Raw genomic sequence first — 14,370 nt, 5'->3', positions numbered from 1 at the left:
TCTGATGGGGGTGGCGGGGACGCCGTTCCCCTACTACGTGACCCTCGTCGAGCCGGGGTCGGTGTTCAGCCTCGACTACGCGGTCAACAGCCTGGCAATGCCGATGATCGGCGGGACGACGACGTGGGTCGGCCCCATCATCGGGGCCGTCCTGCTGGGTACCGCCCAGCAGGTGGCCACCGTCACGATCGCCTCGGAGCTGAACCTCCTCATCGTGGGCATCGTGCTGGTGGCCTTCGTCATGCTGGCGCCGCAGGGGATCGTCGGCCTGGCCCAGCGGCTGTTCCATCGAAGGAGCCGCTGATGGCAGCCCTGCTGGAGGTTCGGGGCGTGACGAAGCGCTTCGGCGGCTTCCGGGCGCTCAACGAGGTGAGCCTGGAGGTGCGGGAGGGGGAACGCTTCGGGCTCATCGGCCCCAACGGCTCGGGCAAGACCACCCTCATCAACTGCATCTCGGGCGCGCTCGGGACCGACGGGGGGACGCTGGTCTTCCGCGGGAAGGACATCACGACGCTTCCCGCCCATCAGCGGACCCGGCTGGGTATCTGCCGGAGCTTCCAGATCCCGCGGCCCTTCACCAGCATGACCGTGCTCGAGAACCTCTGCATCCCGCTCGAGTACGCGGCCCACGGGCAGGTGCCCCGATCGGCCGTGGCCTCCGAGGCCATGGAGATCCTGCGGCTGATGGGGCTCGACGCCAAGGCGCAGGCCCGGCCCGCCGATCTCACCGGGATCGACATGCGAAAGCTCGAGCTGGCGCGGGCCATGGCCGCGAAGCCCCGGCTTCTGATCTCGGACGAGGCCATGGCGGGGCTGTCCCACGCCGAGGTGGACGCCATCCTGCCCATCCTCTTCGGGCTCAGCGAGCGCGGCATCACGATCATCATGATCGAGCACATCATGCGGGCGGTGATGCGCTTCTCGCAGCGGATCGCCGTGCTGGACGCCGGCGAGAAGATCGCCGAGGGCTCTCCCGACGAGGTGGTGAACAACAAGCGCGTGGAGACCGCCTACCTTGGGGAATAGGCTCGTCGTCTCGGACGTCCATGCCGGCTACGGCGCCGTGCGCGTGCTCCACGGCGTCTCGGTGGAGGCCAGCCAGGGCGAGACGGTGGTGCTGCTCGGCACCAACGGCAATGGCAAGAGCACCCTCATCAAGTGCATCATGGGCCTGATTGAGCCCACCAGCGGCCAGATCGCCCTGGAGGTGGACGGGCAGCGCATGGACCTGGTAGGCCGATCCACGGAGGAGATCGTGAACCTCGGCGTTACCCTGGTCCCGGAGGGGCGCCGCCTCTTCCCCAAGCTCACGGTGGAGGAGAACCTGCTCCTCGGCGCCTACCGCCCCGAAGCCCGCCGGGAGATCGACCGCAACCTGAAGGCCTGCCTCGAGACCTTCCCGATCCTCCAGCAGCGGAGGCGGCAGCTCGCGGGGAGCATGAGCGGCGGCGAGCAGCAGATGCTGGCCGTGGCGCGCGCGCTCATGTCGGAGCCCCGGATCCTGCTGGTGGACGAGCCCTCGGTGGGGCTCGCGCCCATCCTCGTCAGCCGGGTGATCGCCACGATCAAGGAGCTGAAGGAGCGCCACAACCTCACGGTGCTCATGGCCGAGCAGAACTTCAACCAGGCCACCAAGATCGCCGACCGCGGCTACATCATCGTCCACGGCAGGATCGAGTTCGAGGGGCGGAGCACCCGGGAGCTGGCCGAGAACGAGCTCGTGAAGAAGTTCTACCTGGGTGTCTGACGGCCTGGCCCAGGCCCGCTACCGGCACTGGACGGAGCTGGCCGATCCCTTCTCCGACCGCCGCACCGACCTCTACGACCGGATGCTCGGCTACCGGCCGCCCCCGCCTCCGACTCGACTGCGCTGACTCCCCGGTCGCGCGCGGGCGAGAGAGAGGGTCACGCCCTCAACCAGCCCCGCCGGATGGCGTGCCACAGGAGCAATCCGGCGAGGTACCCCGCGCCCATGTTCCACATGGACACGCCCGCCGTGACGAGGAACACGTAGCGGTCGTTCCTGTCGACGCCGCCGCCCTGCGAGCCCGCCGCAAGCTCGAGCCCCGCGAAGAAGAGGATGGCGCCGAGCACCGAGGAGGGGAAGAGCTTGAACAGCGTGGCGGCCGAGTCCGCCAGGAAGAGGCCCACGAAGAGCACGAGGACGCCGAGGATGACCAGCGAGCCGCCCGTGCGGGCGCCGAAGCGGACGTGGCCGGCCATGCCGCCGGCGCCGTGGCACATCGGGACCCCGCCCAGCGAGGTGCCCAGCAGATTCATGAGCCCGTGGTCGACGGCGACGTGGCGGACGGTGATGCGCCGGTCCGGGAACAGGGTGTTGTTCTCCTCGACCGTCGTGATGATCGCGTTGCCCAGCGTCAGGGCGGCCTGTGGCAGGCCGAGGACGAACACTCCGGTCAGGGTGTCCTCCCATCGCAGGTGTGCGAGCGCCAGGCGCGGCAGCTGGAAGCGAAAGGCCATGCTGCCCAGCTCGCCCAGCAGCCCGGGCTGCCGGGCGATGGCGACGGCGGCGCCGAGGAGCAGGAGGATGAGCATGGCCGGGACGCGCTCGCGCGAGAGCAGGACGAAGGTGAGGCTCACGGCGAGGATCGCCATGAGGGAGTCGTCGGCCATGAGCCGGAGCCCTTCCAGCATGAAGGCGAGCCCCAGCCCCAGGACGAGTCCGTGGACGACCGGGCGGCTCGTGAGTCGGGCGATCCAGCTCACCGCGCCCGTCAGCCCCATGACCAGCCAGAGGATCCCCGTGAAGAGGCCGGAGGCCCAGATGGCGCCCGGGGTGATGGCGCCGGCCTGGCTGATGGCCACGGTCCCGATGGCCTTCATGGGCTGGATGGGCATGGGGGTCCTGAAGTACAGGCCGGCCACGACCTTGAAGAGGCCAAAGGCCACGAGCACGCCCACCGGGTCGAGCTTGCTGATGGTCAGGTAACCGACGAGAAAGGGGATGAGGGTGCCGAGGTCGCCGAAGGCGCCCGCAGCCTCGCGCAGGTCGTACTCGTTGCCCCAGAGTCTCATGTCGGACGGAGTGAGCTCTTCGCCCGAGACTAATATGCTGGACAGAGCACAATTGCAAGAAGAAAGGCTGGCAGCCTACCGCTCGGGGAAGGACCGCCTGAAGTGGCGGGTTGCCGCCAGATCCATGGCGCGGCGGAAGCGCCGGTAGCGTCGCAGGAACGCGCGGCCCTCGCCGGTGAGCCGGGTGCCGCCCCGGGGGCCTCCGCCGCGCCGCCGCTCGAGGAATCTGAAGCCGGCCGCGGCCTCGAGCTCGCGCAGGTAGCCCCAGAGGTTCCGGTACGACATGCCGGCGCGCGCCGCGGCCTGGCTGATGGAGCCGAGCGAATCGATGAGGTCGAGGAGCGCGGCGCGCCCGTCGCCGAACTTGACCGCCTCGAAGGTGACCCAGACCTTGATCTTCGGTTCCACGCTGGTGGCCCTGGCCCGAGCGGTCCCTCGCCGCCGATGGCTCGACACCCCCTCCGGCCCTGCCGATGATACCGTCATTCGACCGAGATGGGGACGCGGACGATGCCCGCGGCGCGCGCCAGGACGGCGCCGATCAGCGTCACCACCAGGGGCAGGCCCACCGGCACGCGGCGGGCGAGGAGCTCGAGCTGCGCGCGCACGTCATCAGCAAGCTCAGCACACGAGGCCAGGGCCGAGGTACACTTTGGAGGGAGCCGCCGGGGTCAGCCGTTGATTATCGGTGGTGCCGAAGGGGGGACTCGAACCCCCACACCCTTGCGGGCACATGACCCTGAATCATGCGCGTCTGCCAATTCCGCCACTTCGGCCCGAACAGGACCATTAGCATACCGACCCGACCCGTGAAGTCAAGGGGGCTCGATGGCCGCCGAGAAGCTCATCGCCACCAACCGGAAGGCCCGCCACGACTTCGACATCCTCGAGACCTACGAGGCGGGACTGGCTCTCAGGGGCACCGAGGTGAAGTCGCTGCGCGAGGGCGAGGTCAACTTCAAGGATTCCTACGCCGGCATCCAGCGGGACGAGGCCTGGCTCTTCGGCTGTCACATCGCCCCCTATCACCACGGCACGGATGCCAACCACGACCCGGAGCGGCCGCGGAAGCTCTTGCTGCACCGACGGGAGATCACGCGGCTCACGGGGAAGGTGGCCGAACGCGGGTTGACGCTGGTCCCCCTTCGTCTATACTTCAAAGAGGGGCGCGCGAAGCTCGAGATCGGGCTCGCGCGCGGCAAGAAGCTCCACGACAAGCGCGCCGCCATCCGCGAGCGCGAGGTCAAGCGCGAGATGGCCAAGGAAGCAAGAACGCACAGTCGCGGCTGACACACCAGGGTTGACGGCGACTGAGATCGCGCCAGGGGATCTCGCACGGAGCGGGATACCGGCGGGGGTGGGCGTGGCGAAGCCCGGGCGCCCACCCCAGGTGAACAAGATGGGCGGGCGACAGCCCGGGTGCCCGCCCCAGGTAAGGGGGCGACTGGTTTCGACGGGGATCAGTGAGGTGCAGGCGGCATCCCGAGGTGCTCTCTCCTCGTAAAACCGGGGGCACAGTACTAGCTGCCAACACACAGCTAGCCCTGGCGGCCTAACACCCGCCAGCGTCCTCCGGGTCGAGTCATCAGGGCCCGGTCAAGGACGTCATACTCTGGTGACTGGCTCCGAGCCCCGCCCCGGGGTGAGGGGCGAGATCCGCAGGGGCTGGCCGCCCGACAATCCCGCCGGCTGGAGGGGCGGGCGGCGAGAGCGGAAGTAAGCCGGCCACGGATGTAGATGCCTGCCGCCGAGGGTTTCCGGACGTGGGTTCGATGCCCACCGCCTCCACCATATCCGAGGCCCGCACCGAGAATCGGTGCGGGCCTCTCGCTCTTTCGCCTCCTCGTGGTCATCCTGGGTCGCGGCGGCGGGGGCGGTCCGGCCGCGGCCGGTCACGCCACCGGCGAGGGCGTGCCCGCGCCGCCCGGCCGTGCCACGGGTTTCGTGTGCCAGATCTCCGCGGCGTACTGCCGCACGCTGCGGTCGCTGGAGAATCTCTCCATGCTCGCGACGTTGGCGATCGTCTTGCGGACCCAGCGCTCCTGGTCGCGGTAGGTCGCCTCGACCTCCCGCTGGCAGCCGAGGTAGGAGGCGTAATCGGCCAGCAGGAGGTAGTGGTCGCCGTGAAGTAGCGCGTCCACCAGCGGCCGAAAGCGCGTGGGCTCGTCCGGCGAGAAGTAGCCCGAGGCGATCATGTCGAGCACCTGCTTCAATTCCGGCTGGGCCTCGTACACGTCCAGCGGGCGGTAGCCGCTGGAGCGCAGGCGTTGGACGTCCTCCGCGCCGAGCCCGAAGATGAAGATGTTGTCCTGCCCCACCTCGTTGCGGATCTCGATGTTGGCGCCGTCGAGCGTGCCGATGGTGAGCGCGCCATTGAGCGCCAGCTTCATGTTGCCGGTGCCGGAGGCCTCGGTGCCCGCGGTGGAGATCTGCTCGGAGAGATCCGCTGCGGGGATGATGTCCTCGGCGGTCGAGACGTCGTAGTTGGGCACGAACGCCACCTTCAGCCGGCCGCCGACGCGCGGGTCGTTGTTGACGATGTCGGCCACGTCGTTGATGAGCTTGATGATCAGCTTGGCCATGGCGTAGGCGGGCGCCGCCTTGCCGCCGAAGATCACCGTGCGCGCGGGGGGGGCGTCGGATGGCTCGCCCCGCAGGCGGTTGTACAGGGTGACCACATGCAGCAGGTTGAGGAGCTGCCGCTTGTACTCGTGGATCCGCTTGACCTGCACGTCGAACAGCGAGTCCGCGCTGACCTCGATGCCGCACCGCTCTCTCAGCAGGGCGGCCAGGCGCTCCTTGTTGGCGCGCTTGACCGCGCGGAACTCCGCGCGGAAGACGGCGTCATCGGCCAGCGGCAGGAGGTGCTTCAGCTGGCCGAGGTCCTTCACCCAGCCGTGGCCGATGCGCGAGGTGATCAGCGCGGCCAGGCGCGGGTTGGCCTGGTTCAGCCAGCGACGCGGCGTGATGCCGTTGGTCACGTTGACGATCTTGCCGGGATAGAAGCGGTCGAAGTCGCCGAAGATGGTCCGCTTCATGAGGTCGGTGTGGATCTGCGCCACGCCGTTTACCCTGTGGCTGCCGACGATGGCGAGGTGCGCCATGCGGATGTGCCGGCCGCCGCTCTCGTCCACGATGGACATGCGGCGCAGCACCTCGGTGTCGCCGGGATACTGGTGCATCACGGCCCTGAGGAAGCGATGGTTGATCTCGTAGATGATCTGCAGATGGCGCGGCAGCATGCTCTCGAGGAGGCCGACCGGCCAGGTCTCCAGCGCCTCCGGCATGAGCGTGTGGTTGGTGTAGGAGAACGTGCGTGCGGTGATGTCCCACGCGGCGTCCCACTCCAGGTGATGCAGGTCCACCAGGATGCGCATCAGCTCGGCGATGGCGATGGACGGGTGAGTGTCGTTGAGCTGGATGGCGACCTTGTCCGGCAGCTCGTCGAAGCGCTCGTGGAACTTCCGGTAGCGGTAGACGATGTCCTGCAACGAGGCGGAGACGAAGAAGTACTGCTGCTTGAGGCGCAGCTCGCGCCCCATCGCCGTGGTGTCGTCGGGGTAGAGCACCTTGGACAGGTTCTCCGACTCGTTCTTGGCCTGCACGGACTTGATGTAGTTGCCCTCGTTGAAGTAGTGGAGGTCGAAATCGCGCGTCGCCTTGGCTGCCCAGAGCCGCATGTTGTTGACGGTGTGGGTCGCGTAGCCGGGAATGGGGGTATCGTAGGCCATCGCCATCACGTCATCGGTATCCACCCACTGGTGGCGCAGGCGGCCCTCCGCGTCGGCGTACTGCAGCACGCGTCCGTGGAACTTGACCGGGTACAGGACTTCCGGGCGCGGGAACTCCCAGGGGTTGCCGTAGCGCAGCCAGTTGTCGGGGTGCTCCACCTGCCAGCCGCCCTCGATGCGCTGCGCGAACATCCCGTACTCGTAGCGGATGCCAAAGCCGTAGCCGGGCAGGTCGAGCGTCGCCATGGAGTCGAGGAAGCACGCCGCCAGCCGCCCGAGGCCGCCGTTGCCGAGCGCGGCCTCGTGCTCGACCTCGCGCACCTGCTGCAGGTCGAGGCCGATCTCCGCGAGCGCCTGGCGGCACTCCTCGGCGAAGCCCAGGTTGAGCAGACTGTTCATCAGCGTGCGCCCCATGAGGAACTCCATGGAGAGGTAGTAGACCCGCTTGGCGTCGCGGCGGTAGTAGCTGCGCATGGTCTCCATCCACCGCTCGATGAGGCGATCGCGCGTCATGTAGGCCGCGGCATAGAACCAGTCGCGCGTGGTGGCGGTGATGGAGTCCTTGCCCACCGAGTAGACGAGGTGGTTGACGAGCGAGCGCTTGAGCGAGGCTGCATCGAGGCCGGCCTCCTCGCGCTGGATGGCCGCCTGCGTTGGATCGTCCGGCATGACCCCTCCCGAGGGCTGAATCCAGGCGGCCCGCGCGGGCGCCACCTCCCCTGATACAGCGCGGCCGACGGACCCGTCAAGCCGCCCGTCGAGGCTCTTTCCCCTTGCGCGCCGTCGCGGTGCCGCCGGGCCGCTTGCCCAGGCGCCCCGCCAGGTCTGAGTCCCGCCTGGGGATCCCCGTGCCATTCACCCCCAGGTAGGGGCGGATCCGTCACTCGGCTGGTCGCCCCCTTCGATACACGTCGCGACGGTGCCCGATCCGGAGGACGAGGTAGCCCTCGTCGGTTCTCGCGTAGATCACGCGGAGGTCCCCGATCCTCAGCCTGCCGGCGAACTCCCCGGAGAGCGCCTCGCCCCGGAGCCCCTCGGCCGCCAGGACCCGCTCGAGCCTGCTCACGGCCCCAATCGCCTCGGCGCGATCGAGCTTCCGCAGGTCCTTCGCGACTGACGCCTTGTACTCAATCCTTGCGGCCAAGGCGCCGTCGGAGCTCCCCGGAGGAGATTACCGGATCGTCCTTGTCCCGCAGCCGGTCGAGCGCAACCTGGTAGTCGGCGTGATCCGCCAGATACGCCTCGAGCGCTCTCACGATCAGATAGGTCCGCGGGCGGTCTGTGGCGCTGGCAAGGTCGTCCAGGGCCTGCGCGGTCTTGTCCGGAAGCCGAACCGATACCGACACGGGCATCTCACGCACCTCCCTGTAATACTTGCAAGACAAGTATGCCCCTCGCCGGCCCGACCGTCAATCTTCCCGGGCGCGCCCGTGACGGGGAGACGAGCCCGGCAATCCCCGGACCGGGCAGCATCCCGAAAGGCTGGAAGGTGGCGACGGACAAGGGATGCCTGACCTGTCACACCTCGTCGAGGGCGCTCCCCCGCCCGGGGCGCCGCTCCCGGCCGGTTGACAGGCGCGGGCGTTCGGGCGGATCATCGGCGCCACTCTCACCACAGGGAGGAGCGTGCCATGGCCCGACTGGAGATCCAGAACCCTGTTGCCCGCACGGTCCAGCACTCGGTGAAGCCGGCCGCCCGCCTCCGGGATCTCGCGGGGGCGACGGTGGGACTCTACTGGAACATGAAGGCCGGGGGGGATGCCGCCCTGGACAGGACCGAGGCACTCCTCGCCGCCCGCTTCCCCGGAATCAACTTCCGCCGCTACACGGGCTCCGTGGGCTGGCTCATGCGCCACTGCACGGCGGAGGACGCCGACCGCATCGCCTCGGAGGTGCAGGCCGTCGTCGGCACTACCAACGACTGAGGGTCCTGCACGTCGTGGGGTGTCCACGACATGGTCGAGCTGGAGCGGCGGGGCGTGCCCACCGTCATCTTCACCGCCGAGCACTTCGTCGCCGACGCCCGGCGCAGCGCGCTCTCCTTCGGGCTCTCGGGGCTGCCGCTGGCCGTGGTGCCGCTGCCCTTCACCAATCAGCGGCCAGAGGACGTCCACCGGATGGCCGGGGCCGCCGTCGAGCAGGTGGTCGCGGGGCTGACGGCCCCGGTGGAGGCCTGGGCCGAGGAGGCCCGGCCGCAGGGCGAGGAGCGGCTCGTCTACGAGGGGGGCGATCTCCTCGAGGCCTGGGAGGGGATGAACCGCGACTTCCTCGCCCGCGGCTGGAGTGACGCCTTCCCGCTGGTGGCGCCCACGCCGCGCGCCGTGGAGGCCATGCTCCGCGGCACGACACGTGACCCCGCCGAGGTCATCGCGACCCTCGAGCCCGGCTTCGGCATCGCCACGGTCGAGAAGCTCGCCGTGAACGCCGTCATGGCGGGCTGCGCGCCCGTGCATCTGCCGCTCCTCATCGCCGCGGTGAAGTGCCTTGCGGAGCCGAAGATGTACATCCGGAACAAGGCCATGTCCACGGGGCCGCATGCCCCGCTGGTGCTGGTCAATGGGCCGCGGGCGCATCTGGCCGGGCTCAACTCGGGCATGTGTGCGCTCGGGCCGGGGGCGCCGTCGGCCAGCAACACGGTGCTGGGGCGGGCCGTGAGGCTCACGATGATGAACGTGGGGCACACCTACGTGGGCGTCTCGGACATGGACACCATCGGCTCGCCGCTGAAGTACAGCCTCTGCTGCGCCGAGAACCAGGCCGGGAGCCCCTGGGAGCCGTACCACGTCACGAGGGGCATGTCCCGCGAGCAGAGCAGCGTCACCGTGCACTTCGTCTACGGGATCTGCGAGCTCCACGACTTCAGGAGCACGACGCCCGAGGACCTCGTGGCGGTCTTCGCCACCGCGGCCACCAACGTGGCGCAGGTGGGTACTGCGCTCTGGCTCATCGGCCGGCGGGCCGATCCGCGCTACAAGACCGAGGAGAAAGAGCACAACACCCTGTTCATCTGCCCGGAGCACGCCCAGCTCTTCGCCCGGGCGGGGTGGGGGCGGCGGGAGCTTCAGCAGGCGCTCTACCGCGCGGCCAGGCTGCCGTTCAGGACGCTCATGCTCAACAAGGAGCCCAAGGCCATGGAGGCCGCCCACCCGGAGCTGGCCTGGCTGGCCGACCATCCCGACCTGGCGCTGCCGGTGGTGGAGACCCCCGAGTGCTTCGAGATCGCCGTGGTCGGCGGGGCCGCCGGGCGCGGGGCGTACTTCTATGGCGCAGGCGAGCCCGTGACCATGCCCGTCGAGGAGTGACACCGTGAGAGTGGATGGGAAGGTGGCGGTGATCACCGGGGCTGGCGGCGATCTGGGGAGGGGCATGGCGCTCTGTCTCGCGGGGGCGGGGGCGCGGATGCTCGTCAATGACAGGGCGGGGGCCCGGGCCGAGGAGACGGTGGGGCTGGTGCGGAGGCAGGGAGGCGAGGCACTGGCCCATGAGGCCGACGTGACGCGGACGGACGAGGTGAGGGCCATGATGGCGCGGGCCGTCGCCGCATGGGGGACGGTGGACATCCTCGTCAACAATGCGGGGGACTTCCGCGACGCGCTCATCCAGAAGTCTCGAAGTACATCACCCGCCAGGTGCTCCACGTGAGCGGCGGCATGGAGGGATTCTGAGGGCGAGCAGCGGGCACTCTCCGCCTGCCGCTGCCGGGGCCGCGGGGTGATCCACGCCTCCCGCGCGGGTCCACATCGCTCTGGGGAAGGGCGGCCATCCCGCGGGCGCCTCCGGCGTCGCGCAGGCCGTGGGGATCGCCTGGCAGCCCCGCGGCGGAAAGCTTCGTCGCCCCGGGCCCGGTTGATACAATGTCCCGTACCGCAGAGACCAGGGCTGATGCGATACCGGATGAGCGGATGGCTGCTGTGCGCGGCGCTCCTGGCGATGTGGTCCGGAGCGACGGAGGCGGCGCGCCCGGCCACCATCGAGCTCAGGTCCAAGAGCGGTGCCCTCGGCTCCCTCACCCAGACGGCCCTGGGCGAGGGAGGCGTGTACGTCTCCGCCGAGCGGCTCGCGGCGCTCCTCAAGGGCACGTGGAAGGTCAAGGGCTCGCGCGGAACGCTCACCGTGGGCTCGCGCTCGGCCTCCTTCACCCAGAACCAGTCGCGCATCACGCTGCTGGGCGCCCCCGTGACCCTCCAGTCCCCGCCTCGCGTGGGCTCGGCCGGCTGGCTGCTGCCCGATGATTTCCTCGGCAAGGGGCTCGCCAAGCTCGCCCCCGGCGTCATGCTGGTGCGGGTGGCGGCCGCCGCGCCCAAGCCCCCACCCCGGCCCCAGCGCCCCTCCGTGGCCTTCGAGGACCTGCGGCTGCGCTCCTATCCGTCCTTCACGCGCGTCGTCATCGAGACGGCGGGGGCCATCCCCTACACCGTGGAGGCGAGCCGGGACGAGGTCCGCGTGCGCCTCGCAGGCCTCGGGCTCCAGGCGCCGCAGGCCCAGGAGGTGGACGATGGTCTCGTCGACGGGCTGAGGCTCGCGCCTGCCAATGGCGATGCCGTGCTGCGCGTGGCCCTGGCCAGTCGGGCCGGAGAGGTCAAGGACTTCACCCTCCAGGATCCGCCCCGCATCGTGATCGACATCCACCGTCCGAAGCAGCCCGCCGGCCCGGACGGCGCCGGGCCCGGCATGGAGCCACTCCGGCTCATCGTGCTGGATGCAGGTCACGGCGGCCACGACCCGGGCGCCGTGGGGCCGAGCGGGCTCCAGGAGAAGGAGGTGGTGCTGGACGTGACCCGCCGGGTCGCGCGCATGGCGGAGGACGGGCTCGGCGTCAAGGTGGCGCTGACGCGGAGTACGGACGTGTTCATCCCGCTGCGCGAGCGCACCAACTTCGCCAACAAGCAGCGCGCCGACCTCTTCGTGTCCATTCACGCCAATGCCCACCCCCGCGCGGTGTCCGAGGGGGTGGAGACCTACTTCCTCTCCTCCGAGGCCAGCGACACCGAGGCGCGCCAGGTGGCGGCCATCGAGAACGGCGCGGTGCAGCTCGAGACGCCGGCCTCCCGTCAGAAGACGGACCTCCTCCGGAGCATCCTCTGGGACCTCGCCCAGTCCGAGTTCCAGCAGGAGTCGAGCTTCCTGGCCGAGACGGTGCAGGACTCCATGACGCAGTCCATGCGCCTCGTGAACCGCGGGGTCAAGCAGGCCGGCTTCTACGTCCTGGGCGGCGCGGCCATGCCCGCCATCCTCGTGGAGATCGGCTTCCTCACCAATCCCCGGGAGGAGCGCAAGCTCGCCACCTCCGAGTACCGGGAGGCCGCCGCCCGCGCCATCTATGCCGGCCTCAGCGAGTACAAGCGTCGCTGGGACCAGCGCATGCGCACGGCCCAGGCGGCCCGCGCCCGCGCGGAGCGGACGCCCCCCCCCCGATGAGCGCTTGCGCGAAGAGGCCCAACCGCCACGCGAGGTTTTCCACATTCAGGCGTGACGAAGAAGGCGCTTGCGCGAAGAGGCCCAACCGCCACGCGAGGTTTTCCACATTCAGGCGTGACGATCAGACTGGCGAACGTGCGCCAAGGATCGATGCATGAGCGCTCCCGCCCCGCGGCACGACGGCCGCCGCGCGGAGCAGCTCCGCCCCGTCACGCTCACGCGCGACTACCTGCGCCACCCCGAGGGGTCGGTGCTCGTGGAGTTCGGCGACACCAAGGTCATCTGCACGGCCTCCGTCGAGGAGCAGGTGCCGCGCTTCCTCAAGGGGCAGGGCAAGGGCTGGGTCACGGCCGAGTACGGCATGCTGCCGCGCTCCACCAACACGCGCACGGGGCGCGAGCGCGGTAGCCCCAGCGGGCGCTCCCAGGAGATCCAGCGGCTCGTGGGCCGATCCCTCCGGTCGGTGGTGGACATGACGAAGCTGGGCGAGCGCACCGTGTGGATGGATTGCGACGTGATCCAGGCCGATGGCGGCACGCGCACGGCGGCCATCACGGGGGCCTGGGTGGCGCTGGCGGATGCCCTCGGCCGGCTGGTGGAGGCGAGGACGCTGCCTGGCTCGCCGCTGCGTGAGTGCGTGGCGGCGGTGAGCGTGGGCATCATCGGCGGCCGGCCCGTGCTGGATCTCGACTACATCGAGGACTCGACCGCCGAGGTGGACATGAACGTGGTGATGACGGCCGCCGGCGCCTTCGTGGAGGTGCAGGGCACCGCCGAGCAGGCGCCCTTCGGCCGCGACCGGCTCGATCAGATGCTCGCCCTGGCCGGCGGCGGCATCGCCCAGCTCGTCTCCCTCCAGCAGCGTGCCCGCGGGGCCCGAGCGGAGAAGGTCTTCGCCCTCTGAGCCGCCGCTCGTCCTGGCGACGGCCAATCGCGCCAAGGCGGGCGAGATGGCCGCGCTCCTCGAGGGCGTCCCCTTCCGGATCCGCTCGCTCGCGGACTACCCCGGCGTCGTCCTCCCCCCCGAGGGCGAGGCCTCCTATGCCGACAACGCCCTCGGCAAGGCGCGGGCCGTCGCTGCCGCCACGGGGGCGCTCAGCCTGGCGGATGACTCCGGCATCGAGGTTGACGCCCTCGGCGGCCGGCCCGGGCTGCTCTCGGCGCGCTACGGCGGGCCGGGCCTCTCCGACGCCGAGCGCTGCGCCGTCATGCTCGGGGAGCTCGCCGGCGTGCCGCCCGCCGGGCGCACCGCGCGCTACCGCTGCGTCATCGCCCTCTGCGAGCCCGGCGGGCGCGAGGCCACGGTGGAGGGCATCGTCGCGGGCCTGCTGCTCGAGGCGCCGCGCGGCGGCGGCGGCTTCGGCTACGACCCGATCTTCTATTACCCGCCGCTCCGCGCCACCTTCGCCGAGATTACGGCCGAGGCCAAGAACGCCGTGAGCCACCGCGGCCGGGCGCTCGGCCGCGCGCGCGCCCTGCTGCTCCGCTGGCGGGCCGGCGCCGCGCCGCCTTGAACCGCCCGCGCGCCGGACGGTATACTGCGCGTGTCCGTGTCGGGGTGTAGCGCAGCCTGGTAGCGCACCTGCTTTGGGAGCAGGGAGTCGGAGGTTCAAATCCTCTCACCCCGACCACACTTCAGGAACCCTGCCTCACCTGTCTCAGCCCCTATAGAGAATAGGGGTGGTGAGACAGGAGGGGGGTGCGACAAGCACTGTGCTCGGCCCCGGTGGCCGGCCCGGCGGCCACTCGGGTAGGGGCGCTTGGGGAGGGACCGGCGCCGGAACCACCCCACGGGACCCGCCCTGTTGACGCCCGACGACGTGCACCACGGCCTGTGTCAACGGCCGGCCAAGCAGAGCCACCCAGGGTCGCCCATGGGGAGGCAGTGCGGTGCGATGACCGGGGCGTGGAAATGGTAGTTGGTACGCAGACCGTGCGCGCAGCGCCGCGGCCTGTCTCCCATTCTGAGCGACGTTGAGAGCGTCTGTAAGGTCCTGAGTCTCGAGCGGTCGCTTGCGACGGCCAAGGAGATCGCGGCGACCGGTGTCGATTTTCAGGAGTATGGGACCCGGCCTGTTCAGAAACATGGGACCCCCGGGAGCCGTCCCCTCACGTGACGAGTTAGGGTGGACCCCGGCCGGGGGTGCCGACCGTAGGATGGTTGTAGAGCGGGAGCGCGGGGTGA

At 70.0% G+C, this 14,370-nt stretch carries 15 protein-coding genes, 2 tRNA genes and 1 other RNA gene; 12 read left to right on the top strand and 6 right to left on the bottom strand.

The features are described from left to right. From HYV93_05495 to HYV93_05485, 3 genes are all read left to right on the top strand, one after another. Positions 1 to 304, top strand: a 304-nt coding sequence (locus tag HYV93_05495) for a branched-chain amino acid ABC transporter permease (GenBank protein MBI2525416.1), incomplete at its 5' end; no start/stop codon positions are given. Continuing rightward, positions 304 to 1,026, top strand: coding sequence for an ABC transporter ATP-binding protein (locus HYV93_05490; protein MBI2525415.1), 723 nt, complete (start codon positions 304 to 306; stop codon positions 1,024 to 1,026). The genes HYV93_05495 and HYV93_05490, both read left to right, overlap by 1 nt. Continuing rightward, positions 1,016 to 1,747, top strand: coding sequence for an ABC transporter ATP-binding protein (locus HYV93_05485; protein ID MBI2525414.1), 732 nt, complete (start codon positions 1,016 to 1,018; stop codon positions 1,745 to 1,747). Before HYV93_05490 ends, HYV93_05485 begins: the two co-directional genes overlap by 11 nt. Before the next feature lie 158 nt (positions 1,748 to 1,905). On the opposite strand, the gene HYV93_05480 is transcribed toward HYV93_05485, so the two are convergent. The 3 genes from HYV93_05480 to HYV93_05470 form a co-directional block, all read right to left on the bottom strand. Continuing rightward, positions 1,906 to 3,036 carry a sulfate transporter gene (locus tag HYV93_05480; protein MBI2525413.1) on the bottom strand — a complete coding sequence of 377 codons (1,131 nt, stop codon included), beginning with the start codon at positions 3,034 to 3,036 and terminating at the stop codon, positions 1,906 to 1,908. Positions 3,037 to 3,111: 75 nt separating this feature from the next. After that, the gene (locus HYV93_05475) at positions 3,112 to 3,444 is read right to left on the bottom strand and encodes a LysR family transcriptional regulator (GenBank protein MBI2525412.1); all 333 of its coding nucleotides are present in this window, start codon (positions 3,442 to 3,444) and stop codon (positions 3,112 to 3,114) included. Between the two features lie 281 nt (positions 3,445 to 3,725). Further along, positions 3,726 to 3,812: transfer RNA gene (locus HYV93_05470), tRNA-Leu, on the bottom strand. A gap of 52 nt (positions 3,813 to 3,864) precedes the next feature. Between HYV93_05470 and smpB the strand changes: the two genes are divergently transcribed. Next, the gene (gene smpB / locus HYV93_05465; protein MBI2525411.1) at positions 3,865 to 4,326 is read left to right on the top strand and encodes an SsrA-binding protein SmpB; all 462 of its coding nucleotides are present in this window, start codon (positions 3,865 to 3,867) and stop codon (positions 4,324 to 4,326) included. Between the two features lie 146 nt (positions 4,327 to 4,472). Next, positions 4,473 to 4,827: a transfer-messenger RNA gene (gene ssrA, locus HYV93_05460) on the top strand. Positions 4,828 to 4,928: 101 nt separating this feature from the next. Here ssrA and HYV93_05455 read toward each other — a convergent pair. The 3 genes from HYV93_05455 to HYV93_05445 form a co-directional block, all read right to left on the bottom strand. Beyond that, complete coding sequence (locus HYV93_05455) at positions 4,929 to 7,436, bottom strand: glycogen/starch/alpha-glucan phosphorylase (protein ID MBI2525410.1); 2,508 nt, start codon at positions 7,434 to 7,436, stop codon at positions 4,929 to 4,931. A 211-nt stretch (positions 7,437 to 7,647) separates the two neighbouring features. Then, positions 7,648 to 7,911: a type II toxin-antitoxin system RelE/ParE family toxin gene (locus HYV93_05450; GenBank protein ID MBI2525409.1), complete on the bottom strand. Its 264-nt coding sequence runs from the start codon at positions 7,909 to 7,911 to the stop codon at positions 7,648 to 7,650. Beyond that, positions 7,895 to 8,119 (bottom strand): ribbon-helix-helix protein, CopG family, encoded by a 225-nt coding sequence (locus tag HYV93_05445; GenBank protein MBI2525408.1) that lies wholly within the window; start codon positions 8,117 to 8,119, stop codon positions 7,895 to 7,897. The genes HYV93_05450 and HYV93_05445 overlap by 17 nt, the downstream gene beginning before the upstream one ends. Before the next feature lie 279 nt (positions 8,120 to 8,398). On the opposite strand from HYV93_05445, the gene HYV93_05440 reads away from it, so the two are divergent. From HYV93_05440 to HYV93_05410, 7 genes are all read left to right on the top strand, one after another. Further along, entirely contained in the window at positions 8,399 to 8,692 is a 294-nt protein-coding gene (locus HYV93_05440) for a hypothetical protein (protein ID MBI2525407.1), read from the top strand. A 30-nt stretch (positions 8,693 to 8,722) separates the two neighbouring features. Next, positions 8,723 to 10,069: a hypothetical protein gene (locus HYV93_05435; GenBank protein MBI2525406.1), complete on the top strand. Its 1,347-nt coding sequence runs from the start codon at positions 8,723 to 8,725 to the stop codon at positions 10,067 to 10,069. A gap of 4 nt (positions 10,070 to 10,073) precedes the next feature. Next, the gene (locus HYV93_05430) at positions 10,074 to 10,409 is read left to right on the top strand and encodes an SDR family NAD(P)-dependent oxidoreductase (GenBank protein ID MBI2525405.1); all 336 of its coding nucleotides are present in this window, start codon (positions 10,074 to 10,076) and stop codon (positions 10,407 to 10,409) included. A gap of 252 nt (positions 10,410 to 10,661) precedes the next feature. Next, on the top strand, positions 10,662 to 12,185 hold the full coding sequence (locus tag HYV93_05425) for an N-acetylmuramoyl-L-alanine amidase (GenBank protein ID MBI2525404.1): 1,524 nt from the start codon (positions 10,662 to 10,664) through the stop codon (positions 12,183 to 12,185). 154 nt (positions 12,186 to 12,339) lie between these two features. Beyond that, positions 12,340 to 13,089, top strand: coding sequence for a ribonuclease PH (gene rph, locus HYV93_05420; protein MBI2525403.1), 750 nt, complete (start codon positions 12,340 to 12,342; stop codon positions 13,087 to 13,089). A gap of 46 nt (positions 13,090 to 13,135) precedes the next feature. Continuing rightward, on the top strand, positions 13,136 to 13,699 hold the full coding sequence (locus tag HYV93_05415; protein MBI2525402.1) for a non-canonical purine NTP pyrophosphatase: 564 nt from the start codon (positions 13,136 to 13,138) through the stop codon (positions 13,697 to 13,699). Positions 13,700 to 13,739: 40 nt separating this feature from the next. Beyond that, positions 13,740 to 13,816 (top strand) — tRNA-Pro (locus tag HYV93_05410). Positions 13,817 to 14,370: the final 554 nt, after the last annotated feature.

This window comes from Candidatus Rokuibacteriota bacterium (assembly GCA_016188005.1).
Lineage (GTDB): Bacteria > Methylomirabilota > Methylomirabilia > Rokubacteriales > CSP1-6 > UBA12499.
This window is presented reverse-complemented; position numbering and strand designations above follow the sequence as displayed.